Below are 23,803 nucleotides of genomic sequence, written 5' to 3' on the forward strand. Positions count from 1 at the left end.
ACGGCACGCGAGGACTTAAGGGTGGTCATCGCCATCGGGTGGCGGTGTCCCACTGATTTTTGGCACACACTCATGGCGAAACCACTTCAGCGTCACCGGCTGCCGGCGGAACAGACGCGTACCCAGCGGGATCAACTGCTCGCCCACCAGCATGCCAAACAGTCCCACTAAAGCAATAACCGGCGGTGCCGGAGAGTTCACGTTGATCAGGGCATAGATTACCCCGGCAAGCAGCCCCACCGTGAGAGAAATAATGTAGGATTTCAACATGTTCAGCTTACCCGCGAAACAGGTGTAACAAACGGCGCATCCGATCGCTGCAGGGTGGTCGTATGCTCTGCGGGCAAGACTGCGTGCACCAGCGCCCCACCCAGCAACATCCCCAGCAGCCCCACCAGCGCAATCGCGGGCGGAGCCGGTGAACGCACCTTTAGCAGGCCGTAAAGCAGGCCAATCAATACCCCTGCAGCCAGAGAAAGCAGTAAAGGATTCATAACCGGACTCCTGTTATGCCTGCTGACCGGCAGACGTAAGCCGATCAGCAGGACGCCCCTTAGCGGACCGGTGCGTGAACCGGTGCCAGGGTACGGTGTTCACTTTTCTGACGTGACGGCGCTTTGTGTACCATGGTGTAGGCATAATCCACACCAATGCCATAGGCACCTGAATGCTCTTTGGCGATGTTCATCACCGCATCGTAAGTGTCACGGTTCGCCCAGTCACGCTGCCACTCCAGCATGACCTGCTGCCAGGTGACCGGCACCACACCCGCCTGAATCATGCGCTGCATCGCGTAGTCGTGCGCTTCTTTGGTGGTGCCGCCTGACGCATCCGCCACCATATAGATCTCGTAATCCCCTTCCAGCATTGCGCACAGCGCAAAGCTGTTGTTACACACTTCCGTCCAGAGACCGGACACCACCACTTTTTTCTTGCCGTTCGCGGCCAGCGCATCACGCACTTTCTGGTCATCCCAGGAGTTCATTGAGCTGCGCTCCAGAATGTCCTGACCCGGAAACACATCCAGCAGTTCAGGATAGGTGTGGCCCGAGAAGCTTTCGGTTTCGACGGTGGTAATGATGGCAGGGATATTGAAGACTTTCGCCGCCTTCGCCAGCGCAACGGTGTTGTTTTTCAGCACCTGGCGGTCAATCGACTGCACGCCAAAGGCCATCTGCGGCTGCTGGTCGATGAAAATAATCTGGCTGTTATGTGGCGTGAGGACTTCAAGCTTAGCGTTGGACATGCGTTCACCCATAGAGGTTATGTAACGGAATTTTCGCCAATTGGCGCGGAGCAAAAGGACGGTCAGTGCAGGTTTAACGTCCTGCTGCTGGCTGTCTGGTCGCAGTGTAGGGCGACGGGCGAAGGCAAACTATTATCTCTGCGTATAACTATACGAAGGTATAGGTATCCCTCTGTATAACTAGACGACGCATTAACCCGCTCACCATAATCCGGCTTATTCGTGCCCTGTTATCTGCGGCACTTCCTGTCCCGCACTATGTCGGACAACCCCGTTGAGGAGGATCTATGGTTACGCTGGGTAAAGCAGAACTGATACTGACCCATGGCAAATTTCATACTGTTGACCGCAGCAATCCGGTGGCAGAAGCCGTTGCGATTCGTGATGGCAAATTCGTTGCGGTAGGGACACTGGCAGAGGCGATGGAGTATTACTGCGACGGCACTAAAGTGATCGATCTGAAAGGTCACACCGCCGTGCCGGGCCTGAACGATTCCCACCTGCACCTGATACGTGGTGGTCTGAACTACAACCTTGAGCTGCGCTGGGAAGGGGTTCCGTCGGTTGCCGATGCGCTGCGAATGCTGAAAGAGCAGGCGCTGCGCACGCCGTCACCGCAGTGGGTGCGTGTGGTAGGCGGCTGGACCGAGTTCCAGTTTGCCGAGCGACGGATGCCGACGCTGGATGAGATCAACGAAGCGGCCCCCGACACGCCAGTTTTCGTGCTGCATCTTTATGACCGCGCCCTGCTCAACCGCGCAGCGCTGAAAGTCGTCGGCTACACCAAAGAGACACCGAACCCGCCGGGTGGCGAAATCCAGCGCGACAGCAACGGCAATCCCACCGGCCTGCTGATCGCCCGTCCCAATGCGATGATCCTCTACGCCACCCTGGCCAAAGGACCGAAACTGCCGCTGGAACAGCAGATCAACTCGACCCGTCAGTTTATGCGCGAGCTGAATCGACTGGGTCTGACCAGCGCCATTGATGCGGGCGGCGGCTTCCAGAACTATCCCGAAGATTACGAAGTGATCGCTGAACTGCATCAGAAAAAGCAGATGACGCTGCGTATCGCCTACAACCTCTTCACTCAGCGTCCGGGGCATGAACTGGAAGATTTTGAGAAGTGGACGGATATGCTGACGCCAGGCCAGGGCAGCGACTATTTCCGTCACAACGGCGCAGGCGAAATGCTGGTGTTCTCGGCCGCCGATTTCGAAGATTTCCTGGAGCCACGTCCGGACTTAGCGCCTGGCATGGAGGATGAGCTGGAGCGCGTGGTGCGTCATCTGGTGGAACATCGCTGGCCTTTCCGTCTGCATGCAACCTATGACGAGTCGATCAGCCGGATGCTGGATGTCTTTGAGAAGGTCAACCGCGATATCCCGTTCAATGGTCTGCACTGGTTCTTTGACCACGCGGAAACCGTCACTCAGCGCAATATCGATCGTATCAAAGAGCTGGGCGGTGGCATTGCGGTGCAGCATCGCATGGCATTCCAGGGCGAATACTTTGCCGAACGCTACGGCATTGAAGCCACCCGCCATACCCCACCGGTTCAGAAAATGCTGGAAACCGGCGTCCCGGTCGGACTCGGCACCGATGCAACCCGCGTCGCCAGTTATAACCCCTGGACCGCGCTCTACTGGCTGGTTTCCGGACGCACCGTGGGCGGCATGCAGATGTATGACGTCAATGCCCGCCTTGACCGCGAAACGGCGCTGATGCTCTGGACTCAGGGCAGCGCCTGGTTCTCCAGCGAACAAAATAAAAAAGGTCGGATTCAGGTAGGTCTTCTGGCGGATCTGGCCGTGCTGAGCAAAGACTTCTTCAGCGTGCCGGAAGAGGAAATTAAAGGCATTGAGTCAGTGCTGACGGTGGTGGATGGCAATATTGTCTATGCTGCCGGATCGTTCAGCGCGGATGCGCCGCCCGCTCTTCCGGTTCTGCCTGAGTGGTCACCGGTAGTGAATGTGCCAGGTCACTATCGCAGCGCTCCGCCGGTTGCGCAGAGCCGTGCGGGTATGATGCCCGCTGTGCACCAATGCAGCGGCCCCTGCGGTGTTCATCGCCACTCGCATGAGATCGCCCATGGTTCCAGCGTTCCGGTTGCCGAAGATAACGCCTTCTGGGGCGCGCTCGGCTGCAGCTGCTTCGCGTTTTAATCATGAATAACGCTATCACTCAATCGCCCCGCATCAACGCGGGGCTGTTCTTCCTGCGCCTGACCGGCAGTCTGCTGCTGTTACAGGTGCATGGACTGCCGAAAATTCTGCATTTCAGCGAAGAACTGACGCGTATAGAAGACCCGTTTGGTCTGGGACCGATGATGAGCCTGCTGCCAGCGATAGTGGCAGAAGTCATCTGCCCGATCTTTATTATTCTCGGCTGGGGTAGCCGGATTGCCTGCCTGCCGATCATCGCGGTGCTGCTGGTCGCGATGCTGGTGGTACACCCTGGCTGGTCACTGGCAGAAGGCCAGTTCGGCTGGCTGCTGCTGATTATCTTTACCACGCTGGCGCTGACCGGGCCTGGCGGCTGGCGAATCGGCGCGGTGAAACATCAGGGGGTTCGTCATGGCGCAGGTTAATGATATCCACCAGCTGGAGCAGGAGCAGCCTGAGGTTCAGGCCGCTGGCGAGATTTCGCCGTTACAGCCGCTACGCAGGCCGGTGTTCCGCATGCTGTGGATCGCCACCGTCGTCTCCAATATCGGTTCATGGATGAACGATGTGGGTGTGAACTGGAGCATGCTGACGCTGAGTGCCGATCCGCTGGCCGTGGCGCTGGTGCAGGCGGCCAGCAGCCTGCCGATGTTCCTGTTCGCGCTGCCATCAGGCGTGATGGCGGATATCGTTGACCGCCGCAAATATCTGCTGTTTTCCCAGCTATGGACCTTTATCGCCGCCTGTGGACTGACGGTGCTCGCCTGGACCGGCCATGTCACTCCCGAGGTGCTGCTGGTGGCAGCCTTCTTGCTGAGCGCCGGTGCCGCCATGAGTTCACCGCCATTTCAGGCGGTAGTGCCGGATCTGGTGTCGAAACCGGAGCTGGGCGCGGCCATTGCCCTTAACTCACTCGGTATTAATATCAGTCGTGCCATCGGCCCGGCGCTGGGTGGCCTGATCCTCTCGTTCACTGGTCCCTGGATGGTCTTCCTGCTCAATGCGCTATCAGTGCTGGGCGTCGCCTGGGTGCTCTGGCGCTGGAAGGCGGAGCCGAGCGTGCAGCGCCTCCCGCCCGAACACTTCTTTCCGGCGGTACGTGCCGGACTGCGCTACGTTCACGCGGCACCGGTGTTGCGTAATGTGCTGGTGCGAACCTTTGCCTTCTTCCTGTTTGGCAGTGCGGGCTGGGCATTGCTGCCGCTGGTGGCGCGTCGTGAACTCGGCCTGGGCCCTGGCGGCTACGGCATCATGCTGGCCTGTATCGGTGTTGGCGCGATTTCCGGCGCGGTGCTGTTGCCACGCCTGCGTCGTCGCCTGAGCTCCGATCGCCTGATGGTACTCGCCAGTCTTGTTTTCGCCCTGACCATGCTGGCTCTGGCTTTTGTACGTCACTTCTGGCTACTGAATGCGTTTGAATTTTTTACCGGATTTGCCTGGATTGCCGTGCTCTCGACGCTGAATCTCGGCGCACAGCGCAGCGCCGCGAAATGGGTGAAAGCCCGCGCGCTGGCGGTCTATCTGACGGTGTTCTTCGGCTCCATGACCGCCGGCAGCGCACTCTGGGGACAGCTCGCCTCGCACTTCAGCATTCCGCTGTCGCTCTGCATCGCCGCACTGGGCATGGTGCTGGCCAGCAGCACCGTCTGGCGCTGGCGTCTCGACCAGGATCCCGACCTCAATCTCGATATGATTGGTGATGGCGTCAACGCGCCCGCACTGGATATTCGTCATGAACGCGGCCCGGTGATGGTGAATTACGAATACCGGATTACTATTGATGATGCACATGCCTTTACCGTCTGCATGCAGGATATGCGGCGGGTCAGGCGTCGCGGTGGCGCCATCAACTGGTCACTGTATGAAGATATTCTGCAGCCCGGCATTTTCGTTGAGACGTTTGTCGTCGGCTCCTGGGTTGAGCATCTGCGTCAGAAAGAGCGCTACACCATCAACGACAAAAAGATAGAGCGACGGGTTTTCGCTTTTCATCAGGGTGAACATTCACCCGAGGTTCGCTATCTGGTGGCGCCAGCGTGACTGGCACACCATCTTTTCATCCATCACGTCATACAGAGGGCAATACCATGAGCACCTTTAAAACGACCGACGGCACACAGATCTACTTTAAAGACTGGGGCACCGGTAAGCCGGTTCTGTTCAGCCACGGCTGGCCGCTGGATGCCGATATGTGGGACAGCCAGATGAACTTCCTGGCGGAGCACGGTTATCGGGTTATCGCCTTTGACCGTCGTGGATTTGGTCGTTCTGATCAGCCCTGGACCGGTAATAACTACGATACCTTTGCTTCTGACATCAACGATTTGATCACCCATCTTGACCTGCAGAATGTGACGCTGGTGGGTTTCTCAATGGGTGGCGGCGACGTCACACGCTATATCGGCAGCTATGGCAGCGATCGCGTCGCGGCACTGGTGCTTCTCGGTGCCGTCACGCCAATCTTTGGCAAAACGGCAGACTACCCGCAGGGTGTCGATATGTCGGTGTTTGAAGGGATTCGTGATGGCCTGCTTAAGGATCGCGCGCAGTTTATCAAAGAGTTCGCTACGCCGTTTTATGGTACCAATGCCGGACAGACCGTTTCTGATGGCGTCATGACGCAAACGCTGAACATCGCGCTGCTCGCTTCGCTGAAGAGCACTGTTGATTGCGTCACCGCTTTTGCTGAGACCGATTTCCGTGCTGATGTAGCGAAAGTGAATGTGCCGACGCTGGTGATTCATGGCAGCAACGACCAGATCGTTCCGTTTGAATCCACCGGCAAAGTGGCAGCGGAGATGATTGAAGGTGCTGAACTCAAGGTTTATGACAATGCGCCGCACGGTTTTGCGGTGACGCATCAGGATCAACTGAATCAGGATCTGCTGGCGTTTCTTAACGCGCAGTGATGCAAAAAAACTGCGCGGTGGAAGCCGCGCAGTTTTCATTTTAACGGGTTGGATGATTCACTTCGTTGGGACGCAGATCGAATAACAACACCTCCGCTCCTTCACCGTGACTGAACGACAGCGTTTTCTCATTGCGAACCCGCGCACCGTCTCCGGCATTAAATTGCAGGCCATTTACCCTGACACTGCCGCGCGCCACATGAATATACGCATAGCGGTCGTCCGGCAGAGTGATTGTCTGCTGCTCATCCCCCTGGAACAGTCCCGCATAGATGCGAATATCCTGGCGCACCCGCAATGCCCCGTTTTCACCTTCCGGCGAAATAATCAGTCGCAGATTACCGCGTTTATCCGCTTCGCTGACGGAGACCTGCTGGTAGCCTGGCGGGCTATTTTTCTCTGCCGGCACCACCCAGATTTGCAGAAAGTGAACACCCTCGGTGCCCGAGTGGTTGAACTCACTGTGAGTCACACCGCTACCGGCACTCATCAACTGCACATCCCCGGGAACAATCACAGAGCCGGTGCCCATAGAATCTTTATGCTCCAGCGCGCCCTCCAGGACATAGGAGATAATCTCCATGTTGCTGTGAGGATGGGCGCCAAAACCGCGACCTTTGGCTACCCGATCATCGTTGATCACCAGCAGATCTGAGAAGCCCGCCTGCTTTGGATCCCAGTAATTTGCAAAAGAGAAGGTGTGACGTGAATTCAGCCAGCCGTGATCGCCCACGCCGCGTTGCTCTGACAATCTTTGCTCAATCATATTCTGCCCCTTCGTTGATTCGGGAAGTGCGAATGCCCTTCGATGGAAACAGCATATAAGTAAACCATGTAGTCACACAATGGCGTGAACTGGCAATGACTGTCGCGTTTTAGTAGACAATAAAGACGACGTTATGGCGGGAATATGTTTTGCGGATTAATCCTTCAGCTACTTGCTCGCACCACCAGCTCTCCCTGCATGATCACACATTGTGGCGGAGAGTCTGGCCGGATGATTTTTTGCAGCACCAGCTCACAGGCACGACGGCCAATCTCCCTGGAGGGCTGAGCCAGAGTCGTCAGCGGCGGCGATACCATGTCGGCCAGTTCACTGCCGTCAAATCCCACCACGGCAATGTCCTGAGGTATCCGCAGACCCGCCTGCTGTATCGCCGCCATGGCACCCGCTGCCAGCGTATCGGAAACCGCAAACACGGCGTCAGGTCGTGTCTCGCCCGCCAGCAGCTGATTCATCGCGGCTTTTCCGGCGCTGAAGCTTAACTCACTGGCGTAAGCGATGGCCTGCCATGCCAGTTGTTGCTCTTTGAGTTGATGTGCGTAGCCCTGCTGACGCAGGCGGGCATATCGGTAGCGGAGGTCGTGATTGATCAGCGCAATGCGCTGACGTCCCTGTCCGGCCAGATAGTGCACCACTGACTGCGCAGCGACGTCATCATCAATCCCGACGCAGGAGATCTGGCCATTATCATCATGTTCGGCGCACTGAACCCAGGGTGCCCTGCCTATCAGCTGGCTCAGCTCCGGCAGCTTGCTGAATGCATCCATGGTGATAATGCCATCCACCATCTTACCGGAGAGCAGTTGCAGGCTGGATCGCGAACGGGCAATATCGGCGCCCGAGTTACACAACAGGATGCGATAGCCATTTTTCTCCGCCTCCTCCTCAATGCCTTTGACCACCTCTGCGCAGAACGGGTTAGAGATATCGGAAACCAGAACCAGAATCATCGAGCTGCGCGCCGTACGCAGCTGGCGCGCCAGCAGATTAGGCTGATAGTTGCTCTCTTCGATTGCCTCAAGGACTTTCTGCCGGTTAGCCGGTTTTACGCTGTCGCTGTTATTCAACACACGGGAAACGGTGGCGACCGACACACCCGCCATCCGGGCGATTTTCTGAATAGACATAGCGATCCCTCTGTTTTAAAACTCACCCACAGAAAACCTTTGAATCCATGCCGCCTCAGACGTCGCGATCCAGACCCAGCTGATGGCGCACCGAAGGGGCGTTCTCTGCTAAAGCAAAATCATCAAAAGCGCGGTCAGCCACCGGGATAATATGCCGGCGGATAAATTCCGCCCCTTCACGCGCCCCGGTCTCGCCATCCTTCAGACAGCACTCCCACTCCAGCACCGCCCAGCCGTCATAGTCGTACTGGGCCAGTTTGCTGAAAATGCGGCTGAAGTCGATCTGGCCATCGCCCGGCGAGCGAAAGCGTCCGGCGCGCGCAAGCCACGGCTGATATCCGCCATATACTCCGCTGCGTCCATTTAACTGGTACTCCGCATCCTTAACGTGAAAAGCTTTGATACGCGGATGATAGAGGTCGATGAACTGCAGATAGTCGATGTGTTGCAGAAGAAGATGGCTGGGATCGAACAGGATATTGCAGCGCGGGTGGTGATTCACCTCTGACAGAAATCGCTCAAACGTGACACCGTCATGCAGGTCTTCGCCGGGATGAATCTCATAGCAGAGGTCCACACCGTGATGGTCAAAACTATCCAGCACCGGCAGCCAGCGGCGCGCCAGCTCAGCAAACGCCTCATTAAACAGGGCTTCATGATGCGGCGGCCAGGGATAGAACCAGGGCCAGGCGAGCGAGCCGGAAAAAGTGGCATGTGCGCGCAGGCCGAGTTTTTCAGAAGCGGCAGCCGCACGCTTTAGCGTAGCGATGGCCCAGTCGGTGCGCCGGGCGGGATCGCCTCGCAGCGCGGCAGGCGCAAAATTATCAAAAGCGAGATCGTATGCGGGGTTCACGGCAACCAGTTGCCCTTCCAGATGCGTTGAAAGCTCACTGATCTCCAGCCCGAAACCGGCCAGTGTTCCCAGCACCTCGTCGCAGTAAGTCTGGCTGACCGCTGCCTGCTCAAGGTCGAAAATAGCGGGCTGGTGGCAGGGGATCTGCAGTGCCCGGTATCCCAGCCCGGCGGCCCACTCCGCCAGCCCCGTCAGCGAGTTAAAAGGCGGCTGGGTGGTGATGAACTGTGACAGGAAGATGCCGGGTCCCTTAACTGTTTTCATCTGTGACTCCTGATTTCAGTTACCGCTTAATCACGGTATTTGAATGAGAAGAAGAAAATAATCGCAATCACCGCAGCAGCCACGGCAGGGATCCACCAGAATATTGCCCAGCTCTCTGCGCTGGCGTTACCCGCCACCAGCTGATTGTAGAGCGCACCGGAGATTTGCGATCCCAGCAGCATGCCGATGCCGTAGGTGAACATCACCACCATGCTCTGCGCCTGCCCCTTGACCTTTTCACCGGCGATCCGATCGGTGTAGATGAATCCAACCACAAAGAAGAAGTCATAGCAGACGCCATGCAGCAGAATGCCCAGATAAATCAGCGTGCGCGTCTCATCACTCATGCCCAGCGCAAACAGTGCATAGCGGACAAACCACGCTGTCATGCCAATCAGCAGCATGACTTTTACGCCAAGACGGCGGAACAGCAGTGGAATGATCAGCATGAAAACAATTTCAGACATCTGACCCAGTGACATCAGGGTGCTGACTTCCCGGATACCGGCATCCGCCAGCCAGGAGGCGGTAAAAGCGTAGTAGGTGCCGAGCGGAATAGAGATCAGGGTGGCACATATAGCGAAGACCAGGAAATGACGCAGTCGCAGCAGTGCGAAGGCATCGGCGCAGAAGAGATCGCGAACTTTTAACGGCAATCCTTTGGCCGGAGCCGGCGTATGTGGCAGCGTCAGGCTGTAGATCGCCAGCAGTACCGAACAGAGCGCCGCCAGCTGGAACACTGCCACGCTGTCAGCAATGCCCGTTACACCGATAAAGATCCCCGCCACGATCCAGCCGATGGTGCCGAAGACTCTGACGATGGGAAAGCTTTTCTCGCTGCTGGCGAGGCTGTGAAAGGCGATGTTATTTGAGAGCGCCAGCGTCGGCATAAAGCAGAGCGTATAGCCAAATAACAGTGCGATCAGCTGCGCCCCGTTCTCCGCGATTAGCGCCTGGGGCACGAACCAGAGAATCGCTGCGCCCGCCAGGTTCATCACCGCCATCACTTTCTGCGAGGGAAAAAAGCGATCTACCAGCATGCCGAGCACAAACGGCGAGAGAATTGAGGCGATAGGTCCGGCCGAAAACGCATCCCCAATCAGCAACGGCATGTTGTGACGGGTCATTACCAGCCCCAGCGTCACCGACCAGCTGCCCCAGATAAAGAACTGCATAAACATCATCAGAGAGAGGCGCGGCACCAGCAGCTTATGCTGCATCTGCTGGCTTGCTCTCTCCTGCACTGTTGCAATCATGGGAACCTCACGAATAAGTAATCGATTACATTCTGATTGCTCACAACGTAAACAAATGCAGCCGACTGTTCCTTCGCCGCGATCACAAATTATTAACTCTGCGTTATCACTCTGGAAATAATAAGGCGATGCCGGGCGGGCCGATCAGCGACTGGCATTAACTATCCGCGCTTTACGGAAGCGATAACGCTCATACAGCACCGAGTAAAGGCCGCCTGCCACCACCAGAATCGCACCCATCACCGTGGTGGAGGTTGGCAGATTGCCGAGCAGCAGATAACCCACCGCCACTGACCAGATTAAGGTGGTGTAGTCGAACGGGGCCAGCAACGACGCTTCAGCATAGCGCAGGCTCAGAGTCATCAGAATCTGAGTAATACCGCCCAGCAGCCCACATCCCACCAGTAACGCCAGCTGATTGCCATGCGGCACTTCCCAGCCGCCTGGCAGCGTGACCAGCGACGTTAAGGCCGTGGTGATAGCGAACCAGAAAGCGATGGCGCCCGGCTTCTCTTTGCCGTTAAGAAAGCGGATCTGCACCAGCGCACAGGCGGTACAGAAGGCCGCCATCAACGCCAGCAGAATACCCGCCGATGCAGAAAGGGAAAATGTTGCCTGGCGCGTCAGTGTGAGATGCCCGGAGAACATCACCATAATGCCACTGAAACCGGTAAAGACCGCGACCCAGCGATGGTGACGCACTTTTTCGCGCAGAAATAGCGCCGCCAGCAGCACGGTAAACAGCGGCGCGGCATAGTTGATAGCCGTGGCGTCGGTCAGAGAAATGTAGAGCAGCGACAGATAACTGAAATAGAGTCCACCGGTTCCGGCCAGCCCGCGCACAAAATGCCCCCGGATATTGCGGGTGCGAATGCCATCCAGCACGCTGCCCTGCAAGCGCAACCAGATTAACAGCGGCACCAGTGCCAGCAGCGAGCGGAAAAATATTACTTCGCCGACCGGTATCGCCCCATCGAGTTCTTTTACACAGGCCAGCATCAGCGTGCTACTTAATGCAGCGGTGATCTTCATCGCTATGCCAGCGGAAGCGTTCATACGATTTTTGTTCTCTCAAAAGGGAAAATAAGCAGGGGAATCAGCACACTCCTTATCCATATTGTCATAATGTCGTACACCAATCTGCCGCGATTACTCTGCAGACGGCATTTTATCTTTTTTTGCCGCAGCATCACGGCATGAAGAGGCATGTAGTCCCGTTTCCCGGCTGGTACACTCTGCCTTCTGCCCTGCTTTATGGGCCTCTTCTCTTAAGGAACGGGAGTCACCGATGTCCACGCTGCGTTTACTGTTATCTGAATCCAACGATCCCTGGTTTAACCTGGCGGTAGAAGAGTGCATTTTCCGCCAGATGCCGGCCACCCAGCGGGTGCTGTTTTTGTGGCGTAATGCGGAAACGGTGGTGATCGGGCGGGCACAGAATCCGTGGAAAGAGTGCAATACCCGACGCATGGCGGAAGATGGCATCCGGCTGGCACGTCGCAGCAGCGGCGGTGGCGCGGTGTTTCACGATCTCGGCAATTGCTGTTTTACCTTTATGGCCGGCAAGCCGGAGTATGATAAAAGCGTCTCGACTGAGATCATCCTGCGCGCACTGACTTCGCTTGGCGTACCCGCGGAGGCCTCTGGCCGTAATGACTTAGTGGTGAACACCGCTGACGGGCTGCGCAAAATATCCGGTTCAGCCTACCGTGAAACGCCGGATCGCGGTTTCCATCACGGCACTATTCTGATGGATGCCGACCTCTCCCGCCTGGCGGATTACCTTAATCCGGATGTGAAGAAATTGCAGGCGAAGGGGATTACCTCAGTGCGCGCCAGAGTGACCAATCTGGCGGAGTTAACGCCGGGTATCGGCTATCAGGCGATCTGCTCCGCGGTGACGGACGCATTTTTCAACTATTACGGTGAGCGCTGTGAGCCAGAGAGGATCTCTCCCGACGCCCTGCCCGATCTGCCGGGTTTCAGAGAGCAGTCCGCAAAGCAGAGTAGCTGGGAGTGGAATTTCGGTCAGGCACCCGATTTCTCGCATCTGCTGGACCAGCGTTTTGTCTGGGGTGGTGTGGAGATTCATTTCGATGTAGAACGCGGCGTGATCAGCCGCTGTCAGATTTTCAGCGACAGCCTCAACCCTGCGCCGCTGGAAGCGCTGGCGCAGCGGTTGCAGGGTGTGACCTATCGGCCCGATGCCCTTGAACCGGTGCTGAATCAGCTTATTGCGGATTTTCCGGAGCAACGCGCGGAGCTGACAGAATTGCAGCAGTGGCTGGTCGCCAGCGTGCGCTGAACATTTTTTTACTGGCCTGCGCCGATATCTGGCGCGGGCAAAAAACATCGCGTAAGCATCAGGCAAATCATAAACGCAAAAAACCCGCACAAGGCGGGTTTTAATTAATTATCAATATCAGGCTTATCTGCTGAGGCTATTGCCATCACGCATTGATAAGCACCATTGATAATTAAGGCTTACATAGGGACAACGTTTGCCGCTGAAGGACCTTTAGCGCCGTTTTCAATAGTGAATTCGACCTGCTGACCTTCGTCCAGAGTTTTATAATCGTTGCTCTGAATTGCAGAGAAATGTACGAATACATCTTTGCTGCCATCCTGAGGAGAGATAAAACCGAAACCTTTACCAGCGTCAAACCATTTTACTAAACCAGTCATTTTATTAGACATCGATAATTCCTTAATTTATGAGCCACAAAGTGGCGAAGATGGCCTGTCTTTCAGAAGGTAACTTACCAGGCTTTTAGGAGGAGACTCATGAATAAGGGTATCTTGTGATATCGCTTGCACTGAGGACTGCTTTACTAAAACTGCTTTGATAAGGTCTGTGTTCCAAACCGATGACGCTATTAAGCCACGCCTCACCGACATTAGCAAACATTATTTTAATTTACTTTTAACATCCAGACGTCCGGAGCGCCCTTGTTGATTTTCCGAGCATTTTGAAATATCAGGGATGACAGAATGATAATTTTCGCTGAACGGTCAGAGAGTAAATAATAGTGCGGTTAATCATTGCTGAAAAATAATACGGCGGCCCTGTACTAATAAAGCGCAGCGATAAACAGTATCGCTGCGCCCTGCTTTACTCATATCAGGCCAGTTGAGTCTGCTGACGGGCAGCATGTCGCGCCGTGAGCACAAAGACCATCAGACCGGCCACGCCCAGCGCAACACCCACCCACGCGGTGGAGATCCAGCCATAGCCCAGCGACACCGTCAGGCCCCCAAGATACGCGCCCATCGCATTGGCAATGTTCAGCGCCGAGTGGTTCATCGCAGCCGCCAGGGTTTGCGACTCATTGGCGACATCCATCAGGCGAATCTGCAACGACGGCAGCAGCACTGAGCAGGTGCCGATCAGGAACGTGGCCAGCAGGCCGGTTGCCACATGCTGAACCAGCACCGGGAAGGCCAGCATCACCAGCACGTTCCATAACAGCGTCCAGCCAATAATATTCAGCACCGGGCCATCAGCCAGACGGCCACCCACCAGATTACCGATGATCATTCCCAGCCCAAACGCCACCATCGCCCAGGGGATCAGCGAGGGAGAGATGCCAGCAATGTTAATCAGCGTCGGCGCGATATAACTGAAGATAGCGAACATCCCGCCAAATCCTACCGCCCCCACCAGCAGGGTCAGCAGCACCTGCGCGTTTTTCAGCGCGCCCAGTTCCCGCAGCGGATGCGCATCCACATCGCCAGGCGTGTAAGGGACATAGCGGCCAATCAGCAGGCAGGTCAGCAGACCAATTGCGCCCACAAAGGTGAACACCACGTGCCAGCTAAATAATTGACCTATCCAGGAGCCCAGCGGCACACCAATCAGGGTCGCCACCGTCAGTCCCAGCATCAGTGACGCCAGCGCGCGGCCACGACGTTCAATCGGCACCAGCGAGGCGGCTACCAGCGACGCCACACCAAAGTAGGCGCCGTGAGGCAGCCCGGTCAGAAAACGCGCCACGAGCAGGCCGTGATAGCTGTCAGCCATCGCGCTGGCAACATTACCGATACTGAACAGCGCCATCAGGATCAGCATCAGCGATTTACGTGCCATTCGCGCCGCCAGCACCGCAATAAACGGCGCACCGACCACCACGCCCAGTGCGTAACTGGCGATGGCGTTGCCCGCCTGCGGCTCGGTAATCGCAAGGGAGCGTGAAACATCTGGCAGCAGGCCCATCATGATGAACTCACCGGTACCGATGCCAAAGCCGCCCAGCGCGAGGGCCAGTAATGCCCAGCGGACAAAACCGGCATCGTCGGTTTTATGATTTTTTCTTAACAAAATTGATTCCCAATGGCCAGAACTGAAAAAACTGAAGTGAGGCGGAGAGAGAAAGCAGAGCGTGTTCCCGTCCGGTTGAAGCGGGCAGACTATAAAAAGTCAGGCTGCGCTTAGCAACCCATTTATGTGATCTGGCGCACAGTGAAGGCTGCGGTAACATGGGTCTTTATCCGTGCAACTCTGGCGCATAGCGACCTGTTTAAGATCACAATCCGGAAAGCTACGCAGGCCTGAGTCGTGAATCTCTGTTTAACTGACCTCTCAGCGCTTCTTTTGCATAACAGGAATCAGCAGATGACGACCAGAGTTATCCTTCTTACCGGTGCCAGCGGGCGCATCGGGCGCACTTTCTTTGCGGCCAGCCAGAACAACTACCGTTTTATCCTGACCGATTTACGTGAGCCGGATTACACGATACCCGCACCCCATCGTTTTATTGTGGCGGATCTGTCACAACCTGGTGCGGCGGAGAAATTACTGGCTGAAGAGCCTGTCGATACCGTCATCCACCTCGCCGGTATCCCGGATGCGCAGGCCAGTTTCGACGATCTGCTGCCCGCCAATATTCTCTCTACGACCTGGATACTCAAGGCAGCAGCTGAGCACCGTTGTCGTCGTCTGGTCTTTGCCAGCAGTGCGCAGACCATTGAGGGCTACCCGGCGGATGTCCAGATACATCCCGGCATGGCCGTCTCTCCCGCGAATCTGTATGGCGTCACCAAATGTTATGGTGAAGCACTTTGCGCCTTCTATGCCAGCCAGCACGGCTTGAGCTGTGTGGCATTAAGAATCGGGGCGTTTGAACCTGCACTGGATAACAGCCTGCATAATGCACGGGATTACAGCGCATGGCTGAGTCCGGAAGATGCCGTCAGATTGCTGACTGGCGCGGTAGAGGCAGAGAAGATCACCTTCTTTATTGGCTACGGCATTTCCGATAACCGTTTTAAACGCTTTGATCTGACACAGACGCGAGAAGTGCTGGGCTATACGCCGTCTGATAACGCTTTCAGAGCATTTGCGCCAGGTGAGCTGGATTATTAAGCCCCTCCCTGAGCCGTGATCGCTTTCGGTCCCGAGTCGGCTCGTTATTCTTCACCTCCGTTGCCGCCGGTCCCTCCGGCGGCTGCTTCAGCCCTCAACTGAGACAACGCCCAAAAAGAAGGCAGCGCCTGAATCGGCCAAATCAGTGCGTGCCGGTATTTACCCGGCGACCTATGTCTTTCAGCTGGGAATATTTTTCCAGCAGCTGTGGGCCATCATCCAGGCTCATGGCAAACATCCACATATAGGTCATCACCGAATAGATGTGACCCGCATTGGTCCCGCCACGGTTCGACATTACCGCAATGGTGACAGCAAATAGCAGCGCTGCCACGCTACCGATGGCCAGATAACCCCAGGCTTCCCGATCGGAGAGACGGATCCGCAGGCTGGCCAGCACGCCATAATGACGGTCCAGTGACGCAGCGTTAGCGTTGCTGACAAAGCTCACCTCTTTCTCCAGCCGGTTATTCAGACGACCAAACAGCATATCGTTTTTGCGGGTAAATCCCGGCAGGAAACAGGCGAAGAACAGCAGGATCGCCAGACAGCCCGCGCCGGTCCAGAACTCGATAGCCAGCAGCATCACCGCGGCGCCGGTCATAGAGGCCAGCGAGGTAATCAGCACCGGCAGATGTTTCTCAAAAAAGTCGACAAACTCGCGTGACAAGGCCACCCGCGCGGCAATGGTGGAAGCGCTCTGGTTTTCGTTACGCTGTGCCACAATCACCGGCACGGCCAGCCCGGCGTAAATACGGGCAAAGGTGCGGGTATCGACGCTGCGTCGTGCCGCTCCGATGGCCCACATGGTAAACACCATCACCGCATAGAGCACCGCATGCCAGGTCCTGCCGGAGAGAATCGCATTAATAGCGAAGCCCGCCAGCAGCGGATAGAGGAGATACATGACATTTTCCGCCACCACCAGCAGCAGCGTGAGGAACAGCTTGCGGCTATGGCGACGGCCGAGCATTTTTAATGTCAGAATAGCGCTGCGGGGTTTTGCTACCGGCAGGATCGTTTTTGAGGAATGCATAGTTTCTGTTTCTGATATCATGAGTCTTGAGCGGTTGCTCAAGAACGAAAAGCAGTCTATTTGAGCAGTTGCTCAAAGTCAACGTGACACTCATTGAGAGAGAGATGAAAGAGTCAGCTGAAGCACTGAGAACCAAAATCCTGGATGCCGCGATAGTGTTATTTATCGAGAAAGGGATCGAAAAAGTGACCACTCGGGAACTCACTGAGTCGGTGGGCATTTCACGCAGTCATATTTATCACTATTTCAGCAACTGGCAGACGCTCTGCCTGGCAGCGCTTGAACGCTTTATGCACGTGGATTTAGAAAATTTTGCTGACTCCCTGACTCTACTCACACCCCGCCAGAGGTTGCTGACGCTGTTCGAAAGTCATCTGCCGAGCGCACCGGATGCAACCTGGCAACTTTATGCTTCATTCTGGCAGATGGCTGCGCATCACGAAGCCTATGCCGCGCTGGCAGAACAAATGACGGCTGCGTGGCAGGCACTCGTGGAGGAGATAATTCGTGACGGCGTCACAGACGGAACGCTGCGTTGTGCCGATATCCCACGTACCGCCCGGCAAATCAGTGCGATGCTTAACGGCTATGCCGATTTGCTGACCATCAATCCGTCGGAGAAAAAGGCAAGCGAAGGGATGGCTGACTTAACGCAGTTTATTGATCATCTCCTGTCGTAACGTGGATCTGACGCGTTATAAAGGCTTTAACAACGCCAGATTTTAATTAAATGTTAATAAAAGGTTTATTATTTTAATTGGTCTGCGCTTTTAACCCGCTATAAATGCAGCTTCTTCAGTCAAACTGACTTATGCTTTTTCCATCTGAAAAGGCCCCTTTTTGATAGCGTTTTGCCCCGGAAACAGCTATTTACACAGATTATTATCATTGACTTAGCACGCCCCGCGCCGGGTAAGCTGGTGTTTTTACGCCACTTATTAACAACGGACTAGCGAAGCGGCAATAATGTATACGTTCACAAACTCACCAAATGATTGATTCCTATAGCAAAGAATCTGTTATCTGCCGATAAAATTAAACGTTGAGTCGGACCTTAAAAACACCTATATTGGCCGCGCTTAAAACACATACCCCAATTTAAATACATTTATTCAACTGCGACGCTACGCCCGTCCCGGTTGTAGGAGAGATATGATGACGGATAAAGTCCGTATTGATAGTTTGAATGCACAGAACTTAAACGCAACCAATGAAACCTATTTAGCCCGTCAGGCTGAATTTGAATCAAACGTTCGAAGTTATCCTCGCAAATTGCCGTTCGCGATTGCGAAAGCACAGGGTGTCTGGATCACAGACGTCGAGAATAATCAGTATCTCGACTGTCTTGCAGGTGCCGGAACGCTGGCATTGGGTCATAACCATCCAGACGTTCTGCAGAGCATTCAAAATGTCATTACCAGCGGCTTGCCGTTACATACTCTTGATTTAACTACGCCGTTAAAAGATGCGTTCTCTGAGTATCTGCTCTCGTTATTACCGGGCCAGGGCAAAGAGTACTGCCTGCAGTTTACCGGCCCGTCGGGCGCGGATGCCGTTGAAGCGGCGCTGAAACTGGCGAAAAAACACACCGGTCGTTCCGGCATCATCAGCTTCTCTGGTGCGTATCACGGCATGACCCACGGCGCGCTGTCGGTTACCGGCAACCTGTCACCGAAAGAAGCCGTCGACGGCTTGATGCCGGAAGTGCAGTTCATGCCTTATCCGCACCTCTACCGCTGCCCGCTGGGCATTGGCGGTGAAGCGGGCGTGAAAGCGCTGACCTACTACTTCGAAAACCTGATCAACGACGTTGAGAGCGGCGTTCGTAAACCGGCAGCCGTCATTCTGGAAGCAGTTCAGGGCGAAGGCGGTGTTAACCCGGCTCCGGCTGAGTGGCTGCAGCGCATCCGTAAAGTGACCAAAGAGCATGGCATTCTGCTGATCATCGACGAAGTGCAGGCGGGCATTGCCCGTACCGGTAAATTCTTCGCCTTTGAGCACGCCGGTATTGAGCCGGACATCATCGTGATGTCAAAAGCGGTCGGCGGCGGTCTGCCACTGGCGGTACTGGGCATTAAGAAAGAGTTCGACGCCTGGTCTCCTGGCCACCACACCGGCACCTTCCGTGGCAACCAGCTCGCAATGGCGACCGGCCTGACTACGCTGAAACTGCTGAAAGATAACAACATCGCTGACAAAGTTGCTGCACAGGGCGAATGGCTGAAAGGCAAACTGGGCGAGCTGCAGCAGCGCTACCCGGTAATCGGCAACGTGCGTGGTCTGGGACTGATGATCGGCATTGAGCTGGTGAAACCTGACGAAGCCGCTGATCACATGGGCAGCTTCCCGGCAGACGGCGAGCTCTCCGCGCTGGTACAGAAAAAATGTTTTGAGAACGGCCTGATTCTGGAGCGTGGCGGACGTCACGGCAGCGTATTACGTCTGCTGCCTTCCCTGCTGATCACAGATGCAGAACTGGACGTGTTTATGGATAAATTTGAAAACGCCCTGCTGTCAGCTGGCGTGAAACCAGTTTGAGTGGAGTGAATGCAATGTCCCGGTTAAACCCGATTCTGGCGGCCTCAGCACAGAGTACCGAGGCCTACCAGCAGGCGATTGCCCAGAGTAGCGCGGCCGTCGTGAAGTGGCTGGAACAACCTGAGATGTATCAGGGAAAAACCGTCGCAGAGCTGCGCGAGCGCATTAAGCTGGACTTCAATCCTCAGGGCCTGGGCAACCAGGCCGCGATTGAACGCGCCATTGAGTACTTCCTCAAAGACAGCCTGTCGGTTCATCACCCGCAGTGTGTGGCGCATCTGCACTGCCCGAGCCTGGTTATCAGCCAGGCGGCGGAAGTCCTGATTAATGCCACCAACCAGAGTATGGATTCGTGGGACCAGGCACCTTCAGCCACCCTGATTGAGATGAAGCTGATCGAGTGGCTGCGTACCCAGGTCGGTTATCAGCCCGGCGACGCGGGCGTATTCACCAGCGGCGGCACCCAGAGTAACCTGATGGGTCTGATGCTGGCGCGTGATGCCTGGTTTGCCCGCCAGGGTCATTCTGTTCAGCAGGATGGTTTAACCGGCGACCTGAAGAAGATTAAAGTCTTCTGTTCAGAGAATGCGCACTTCTCGGTTCAGAAGAACATGGCGCTGCTGGGTCTGGGCTATCAATCCGTGACGCAAGTGAAATGCGATCGCTTTGCCCGCATGGATATGGATGACCTGCGCCACAAGCTGGCAGCCTCCAAAGCCAACGGCGAAAACATTCTGGCGATTGTTGCCACGGCGGGTACTACCGATGCCGGTGCAATCGATCCCCTGCGCGAAATCGCGGCGCTGGCGGCCGAAGAGAACATCTGGGTGCACGTCGATGCGGCTTGGGGCGGCGCGCTGTTGCTCTCAGAAAAGTATCGTGACTATCTGGATGGCATTGAGCTGGTCGATTCCATTACCCTGGACTTCCACAAGCAGTTCTTCCAGACCATCAGCTGTGGTGCTTTCCTGCTGAAGGAAGCCCGTCACTATGAGCTGATGCGCTACCAGGCGGCCTATCTGAACTCTGAGTTTGATGAAGCGCAGGGTGTGCCGAATCTGGTGTCCAAATCGCTTCAGACCACCCGCCGTTTCGATGCACTGAAACTGTGGATGGGTCTGGAAGCGCTGGGTCAGAAACAGTATGCCGAAATCATCGATCACGGTGTGACACTGGCGCAGCAGGTTGCACAGTACGTTGATGAGCAGCCTGCGCTGGAGCTGGTGATGAAACCGCAGCTGGCCAGCGTGCTGTTCCGCTATCGTCCGGCGCATCTGGCGCACTTCAGCAGTGCGGATATTGCGTTGCTGAATCAGCGTATCGGTGATGCCCTGCTGGAGTCGGGCCGCGCCAACGTTGGTGTGACCGAGTTCGATGGCGTGACCTGCCTGAAGATGACCCTGCTGAATCCGACAGTGACGCTGGAAGATATCAAAGTGTTGCTGACATTGGTGGAAACTACGGCACAGCAGCTGGTGTAAATAGTGGCGTCAGGGTCACTATCAGAGGCGCCTCAGGGCGCCTTTTCTTTTTCTGTGTTTATCCCTTTCATTCATCGGTGAGGCCACAGCGCCTGTGCGCTGGTTTGCCGGACATCTTTGCCTCTGCCCCTTTTGTGTAGCCCCTAGCCGATCTTGTATTGACTCACCCATTCAGCACAAAACTCCAGATACGCGAGTGTGATGGCTGAAGGATGTTTGTGCCGGACATAGACCAGATGTAAGGGCATCGAGTGAGTCGGATAATCAGGCAGCAGTCGCACCAGCTTTTCGCCCTCCACATCAGGTTTAACTAAAAAATCAAACAACAGCGATACCCCGGCACTGCTCAGTGCATAGTGGCGCAGGCCCTGCGTGTTGTTGGAGGAAAAAAACGGCTCAAACTTTACCTTCTCGTCTCCGGATACCCACTCAAAGGAACCACTGTTAAGCCCTTCCCAGCTGGCTATCGGATACGTCGCCAGCGCCGCCAGCGTCTGCGGATGTCCAAAGCGTTCAGCCAGTTCAGGCGTGGCAACAAACCATGCCTCGACATTCATAACCGGTTTCGCAATTACATCCTCGGTATGCAACTCGCCCAGCCTGAGTGCCACGTCAATGCCATCTTCAAACAGATCCACCACTCTTTCCCCTGAGTGGCAAAACACTTTGATATCAGGATAGCGTTGCTGAAACGCATGCAGTAACTCCCACCAGATAGTGAAGTCAGGCGGCACCGATATTCGCAGTTTGCCCGCCAGTTTGTGCGCAGACCTGACCGTTTTGGTGGCCTCTTCCAGCAATTCCAGGCCAGGTCGCGATTGCTCAAAGAACTGTTGTCCTTTGTAGGTCGGCCTGACCCCTTTCTTTGATCGCTCCAGTAACTGCACACCCAGTGCCCGCTCCAGCTCGTTCACTTTCCGCACCAGCGTAGAGATGGGGATAGCCGTTCTCTCACTTGCCGCTGAAAAGCTGCCTGCCTGAACGACTGCAATAAAGAGTTTTGTCGCGTTGAGATCCATTATCTTTCCATATCTGGCAAACACGTACCCAATTCTGACCGTTTACTTCTTATTTTCAACTATTAAACTCCCTGTTTTGGCTAAGAGAATAAAAATAAAACGGCCCGTAAAAAATTCTTATTTCTAACGAATAAGTCTGGCTACACAGTATCCGGATAAGGAAAAACTATGAAAAACCGTGTGACAGAAATTCTGAATATTCGCTATCCCATTATTCAGGCACCCATGTACTTTCTGACCAATGCAACGTTTGTTGCCGCAGTATCAAACGCAGGCGGATTAGGCATAATTGGCCCCAACGCCGGGCAGGATACATTGCCAGACTCTCGTTTCATGGCGCTGGAGCGCATGCGTGAGCAAATCAGAAAAACCAAACAGCTGACGGATAAACCTTTTGGGGCAACGCTGATCAATGGGCCCGATATGAGTTTCTGGCGTCCAACAGCTGAAATGTTTGTTGAAGAGAAGGTAGAGGTCGTTTTAGTTAATGAAGTGCTTGATGCCGAAATATTCGATTTTCTGAAACAACATCGCATCAAAATCCTTTATCGTGCGCTGACGCCTGACGTAGCGAATTCTCAGCAGGCTGAAAAGCTTGGCGCCGATATCATTGTCGCCACGGGATTTGATGAAGGCGGCACCGTGCCATCACGCATTATCGGAACGTTCAGCATCGTGCCTATAATCGCTGACAGTGTGAAAATTCCGGTGCTGGCGGCAGGCGGCATTGGGGATGTGCGGGGCGTGCGTGCAGCCATGGCGTTAGGTGCAGAAGGCGTCTGGATAGGCAGCCTGTTTTTAACCGCGCAGGAGAACCCGGCGGATGAGAAGGTCAAGCAGCTGATTGTTTCATCAAGCGCAGAAGATCTGCTACTTTTCCGCACCCTGCCCGCTTATTACCGGACATTGTCCACGCCGCTCAGCCCAAGACTGGCAGAGCTTGATGCGCAGGGCGCTGACCGTGAAACCCTGTTCACTGCAATGAATGGCTACCACTCTTTATGGCAGGCGATGCGACTGGGCAATTTTGACAAAGGTGTTGTTTCGACAGGCACCGGCATTTCGATGATCAAATCGGTGCGAACCGTTGCAGCCATCGTCGCCGACCTGGCACAGGATTTCATCACTCAGCCGGAGAAACAGAAATCTGACGACACCGTTCTCAGTCTGTGATCTGTTTAAAGTTAGTGATGTGACCGCCACCAGCGGGATCCGGTTGTCGGATGAGTCCCGACCGGGTCCAGCGTGCTGCCCGCAGTGTTCAACTGTGGGCCGTTATTCAGCTTTTCCTCTTCACAGCCTGAAGCCATACAGGTTCAACCCTTTTCAGTCAAACAGACACAAGATAAATTAACAGCTTTTATTCCCTCATTTAGATTTCGTTTATTTAAGAATTTGCATGACGCCTTTATTTCAGCAGAGTCTGGAAAACCGCATCGCGATCAATATATAAAGATTTTACTTCAGCCATAATTAATCAACACTCACGTTAAGTCACTGATAAAAGTGAATAACATATTACAGATAAGAATAGTTTAATTTCACAGGAATTAACGCTTATGCTCCTGCGTAAAATAGTTATCATTCTTCTCGGTATGATTATGGCTGCTGTCATCATTATTGCCGACAACCATGCTCATAAAGTTAATTGCCGCGATCAGGTTTTCAGTTTGCCATCATCGCAAAGTGAATGACCTTGTCTGAATCCTTCTCCCCAGCATCCGCTATGGTTTCAGACCTGTTGGCGGTGTTGATGAAGCGTG

At 55.0% G+C, this 23,803-nt stretch carries 23 protein-coding genes; 11 read left to right on the forward strand and 12 right to left on the reverse strand.

The features are described 5' to 3' along the window. Positions 1 to 15 precede the first annotated feature (15 nt). The 3 genes from HFD87_RS07540 to HFD87_RS07550 are packed head-to-tail and all read right to left on the reverse strand — an operon-like array spanning position 16 to position 1,246. Complete coding sequence (locus HFD87_RS07540; RefSeq protein ID WP_010247172.1) at positions 16 to 270, reverse strand: XapX domain-containing protein; 255 nt, start codon at positions 268 to 270, stop codon at positions 16 to 18. Positions 271 to 272: 2 nt separating this feature from the next. Continuing rightward, positions 273 to 494 (reverse strand): XapX domain-containing protein, encoded by a 222-nt coding sequence (locus HFD87_RS07545; RefSeq protein ID WP_033773924.1) that lies wholly within the window; start codon positions 492 to 494, stop codon positions 273 to 275. Positions 495 to 553: 59 nt separating this feature from the next. Further along, a complete protein-coding gene (locus HFD87_RS07550) occupies positions 554 to 1,246 on the reverse strand; it encodes a hydrolase (RefSeq protein WP_010247179.1) in 693 nt (230 codons plus the stop codon). Positions 1,247 to 1,533: 287 nt separating this feature from the next. On the opposite strand from HFD87_RS07550, the gene HFD87_RS07555 reads away from it, so the two are divergent. The 4 genes from HFD87_RS07555 to HFD87_RS07570 are packed head-to-tail and all read left to right on the forward strand — an operon-like array spanning position 1,534 to position 6,320. Next, positions 1,534 to 3,411 carry an amidohydrolase gene (locus HFD87_RS07555; RefSeq protein WP_167423185.1) on the forward strand — a complete coding sequence of 626 codons (1,878 nt, stop codon included), beginning with the start codon at positions 1,534 to 1,536 and terminating at the stop codon, positions 3,409 to 3,411. Positions 3,412 to 3,413: 2 nt separating this feature from the next. After that, on the forward strand, positions 3,414 to 3,836 hold the full coding sequence (locus HFD87_RS07560) for a DoxX family protein (RefSeq protein WP_010670329.1): 423 nt from the start codon (positions 3,414 to 3,416) through the stop codon (positions 3,834 to 3,836). After that, positions 3,823 to 5,451, forward strand: coding sequence for an MFS transporter (locus tag HFD87_RS07565; protein ID WP_050679367.1), 1,629 nt, complete (start codon positions 3,823 to 3,825; stop codon positions 5,449 to 5,451). The genes HFD87_RS07560 and HFD87_RS07565 overlap by 14 nt, the downstream gene beginning before the upstream one ends. Before the next feature lie 47 nt (positions 5,452 to 5,498). Beyond that, a complete protein-coding gene (locus tag HFD87_RS07570) occupies positions 5,499 to 6,320 on the forward strand; it encodes an alpha/beta fold hydrolase (RefSeq protein ID WP_010247190.1) in 822 nt (273 codons plus the stop codon). A gap of 40 nt (positions 6,321 to 6,360) precedes the next feature. Here HFD87_RS07570 and HFD87_RS07575 read toward each other — a convergent pair whose 3' ends face one another. The 5 genes from HFD87_RS07575 to HFD87_RS07595 form a co-directional block, all read right to left on the reverse strand. Continuing rightward, positions 6,361 to 7,086: a pirin family protein gene (locus tag HFD87_RS07575; RefSeq protein WP_031590637.1), complete on the reverse strand. Its 726-nt coding sequence runs from the start codon at positions 7,084 to 7,086 to the stop codon at positions 6,361 to 6,363. Positions 7,087 to 7,250: 164 nt separating this feature from the next. Beyond that, positions 7,251 to 8,231, reverse strand: a complete 981-nt coding sequence (locus tag HFD87_RS07580; protein ID WP_167423186.1) for a LacI family DNA-binding transcriptional regulator — start codon at positions 8,229 to 8,231, stop codon at positions 7,251 to 7,253. 55 nt (positions 8,232 to 8,286) lie between these two features. Continuing rightward, positions 8,287 to 9,348, reverse strand: a complete 1,062-nt coding sequence (locus tag HFD87_RS07585; RefSeq protein ID WP_167423187.1) for a sugar phosphate isomerase/epimerase — start codon at positions 9,346 to 9,348, stop codon at positions 8,287 to 8,289. A 26-nt stretch (positions 9,349 to 9,374) separates the two neighbouring features. Continuing rightward, on the reverse strand, positions 9,375 to 10,604 hold the full coding sequence (locus HFD87_RS07590) for an MFS transporter (protein ID WP_167423188.1): 1,230 nt from the start codon (positions 10,602 to 10,604) through the stop codon (positions 9,375 to 9,377). Between the two features lie 144 nt (positions 10,605 to 10,748). Then, entirely contained in the window at positions 10,749 to 11,660 is a 912-nt protein-coding gene (locus HFD87_RS07595) for a DMT family transporter (protein WP_167423189.1), read from the reverse strand. Positions 11,661 to 11,892: 232 nt separating this feature from the next. Here HFD87_RS07595 and HFD87_RS07600 point away from each other — a divergent pair, with 232 nt between their 5' ends. Beyond that, on the forward strand, positions 11,893 to 12,909 hold the full coding sequence (locus tag HFD87_RS07600) for a lipoate--protein ligase A (protein ID WP_167423190.1): 1,017 nt from the start codon (positions 11,893 to 11,895) through the stop codon (positions 12,907 to 12,909). Positions 12,910 to 13,088: 179 nt separating this feature from the next. Here HFD87_RS07600 and cspA read toward each other — a convergent pair whose 3' ends face one another. Then, positions 13,089 to 13,301, reverse strand: coding sequence for an RNA chaperone/antiterminator CspA (cspA, locus tag HFD87_RS07605; RefSeq protein WP_003855207.1), 213 nt, complete (start codon positions 13,299 to 13,301; stop codon positions 13,089 to 13,091). 424 nt (positions 13,302 to 13,725) lie between these two features. Further along, complete coding sequence (locus tag HFD87_RS07610) at positions 13,726 to 14,922, reverse strand: MFS transporter (protein ID WP_167423191.1); 1,197 nt, start codon at positions 14,920 to 14,922, stop codon at positions 13,726 to 13,728. A 294-nt stretch (positions 14,923 to 15,216) separates the two neighbouring features. Between HFD87_RS07610 and HFD87_RS07615 the strand changes: the two genes are divergently transcribed. Next, positions 15,217 to 15,966 (forward strand): NAD(P)-dependent oxidoreductase, encoded by a 750-nt coding sequence (locus HFD87_RS07615; protein ID WP_052271581.1) that lies wholly within the window; start codon positions 15,217 to 15,219, stop codon positions 15,964 to 15,966. Between the two features lie 142 nt (positions 15,967 to 16,108). On the opposite strand, the gene HFD87_RS07620 is transcribed toward HFD87_RS07615, so the two are convergent. Next, positions 16,109 to 17,002 (reverse strand): ABC transporter six-transmembrane domain-containing protein, encoded by an 894-nt coding sequence (locus HFD87_RS07620; protein WP_167423192.1) that lies wholly within the window; start codon positions 17,000 to 17,002, stop codon positions 16,109 to 16,111. A 104-nt stretch (positions 17,003 to 17,106) separates the two neighbouring features. Between HFD87_RS07620 and HFD87_RS07625 the strand changes: the two genes are divergently transcribed. The 3 genes from HFD87_RS07625 to HFD87_RS07635 all read left to right on the forward strand — a co-directional run bounded on the left by HFD87_RS07625 (position 17,107) and on the right by HFD87_RS07635 (position 21,021). Beyond that, positions 17,107 to 17,682 (forward strand): TetR/AcrR family transcriptional regulator, encoded by a 576-nt coding sequence (locus HFD87_RS07625; protein ID WP_010670320.1) that lies wholly within the window; start codon positions 17,107 to 17,109, stop codon positions 17,680 to 17,682. Positions 17,683 to 18,154: 472 nt separating this feature from the next. Further along, complete coding sequence (locus HFD87_RS07630) at positions 18,155 to 19,540, forward strand: diaminobutyrate--2-oxoglutarate transaminase (protein ID WP_022624771.1); 1,386 nt, start codon at positions 18,155 to 18,157, stop codon at positions 19,538 to 19,540. Between the two features lie 14 nt (positions 19,541 to 19,554). Then, positions 19,555 to 21,021 (forward strand): aspartate aminotransferase family protein, encoded by a 1,467-nt coding sequence (locus HFD87_RS07635; RefSeq protein ID WP_039389056.1) that lies wholly within the window; start codon positions 19,555 to 19,557, stop codon positions 21,019 to 21,021. Positions 21,022 to 21,164: 143 nt separating this feature from the next. Here the strand turns inward: HFD87_RS07635 and HFD87_RS07640 are convergent, their stop codons facing one another. Beyond that, entirely contained in the window at positions 21,165 to 22,040 is an 876-nt protein-coding gene (locus HFD87_RS07640) for a LysR family transcriptional regulator (protein ID WP_167423193.1), read from the reverse strand. A gap of 168 nt (positions 22,041 to 22,208) precedes the next feature. Between HFD87_RS07640 and HFD87_RS07645 the strand changes: the two genes are divergently transcribed. Both HFD87_RS07645 and HFD87_RS23050 read left to right on the forward strand, forming a co-directional pair. Then, positions 22,209 to 23,213, forward strand: coding sequence for a nitronate monooxygenase family protein (locus HFD87_RS07645; RefSeq protein ID WP_167423194.1), 1,005 nt, complete (start codon positions 22,209 to 22,211; stop codon positions 23,211 to 23,213). 386 nt (positions 23,214 to 23,599) lie between these two features. Next, positions 23,600 to 23,734, forward strand: coding sequence for a hypothetical protein (locus HFD87_RS23050; RefSeq protein WP_254920067.1), 135 nt, complete (start codon positions 23,600 to 23,602; stop codon positions 23,732 to 23,734). The last annotated feature ends 69 nt before the right edge of the window (positions 23,735 to 23,803 follow it).

This window comes from Pantoea sp. EKM21T, from assembly GCF_011800405.1.
GTDB classification, from domain to species: Bacteria; Pseudomonadota; Gammaproteobacteria; order Enterobacterales; family Enterobacteriaceae; genus Pantoea; species Pantoea agglomerans.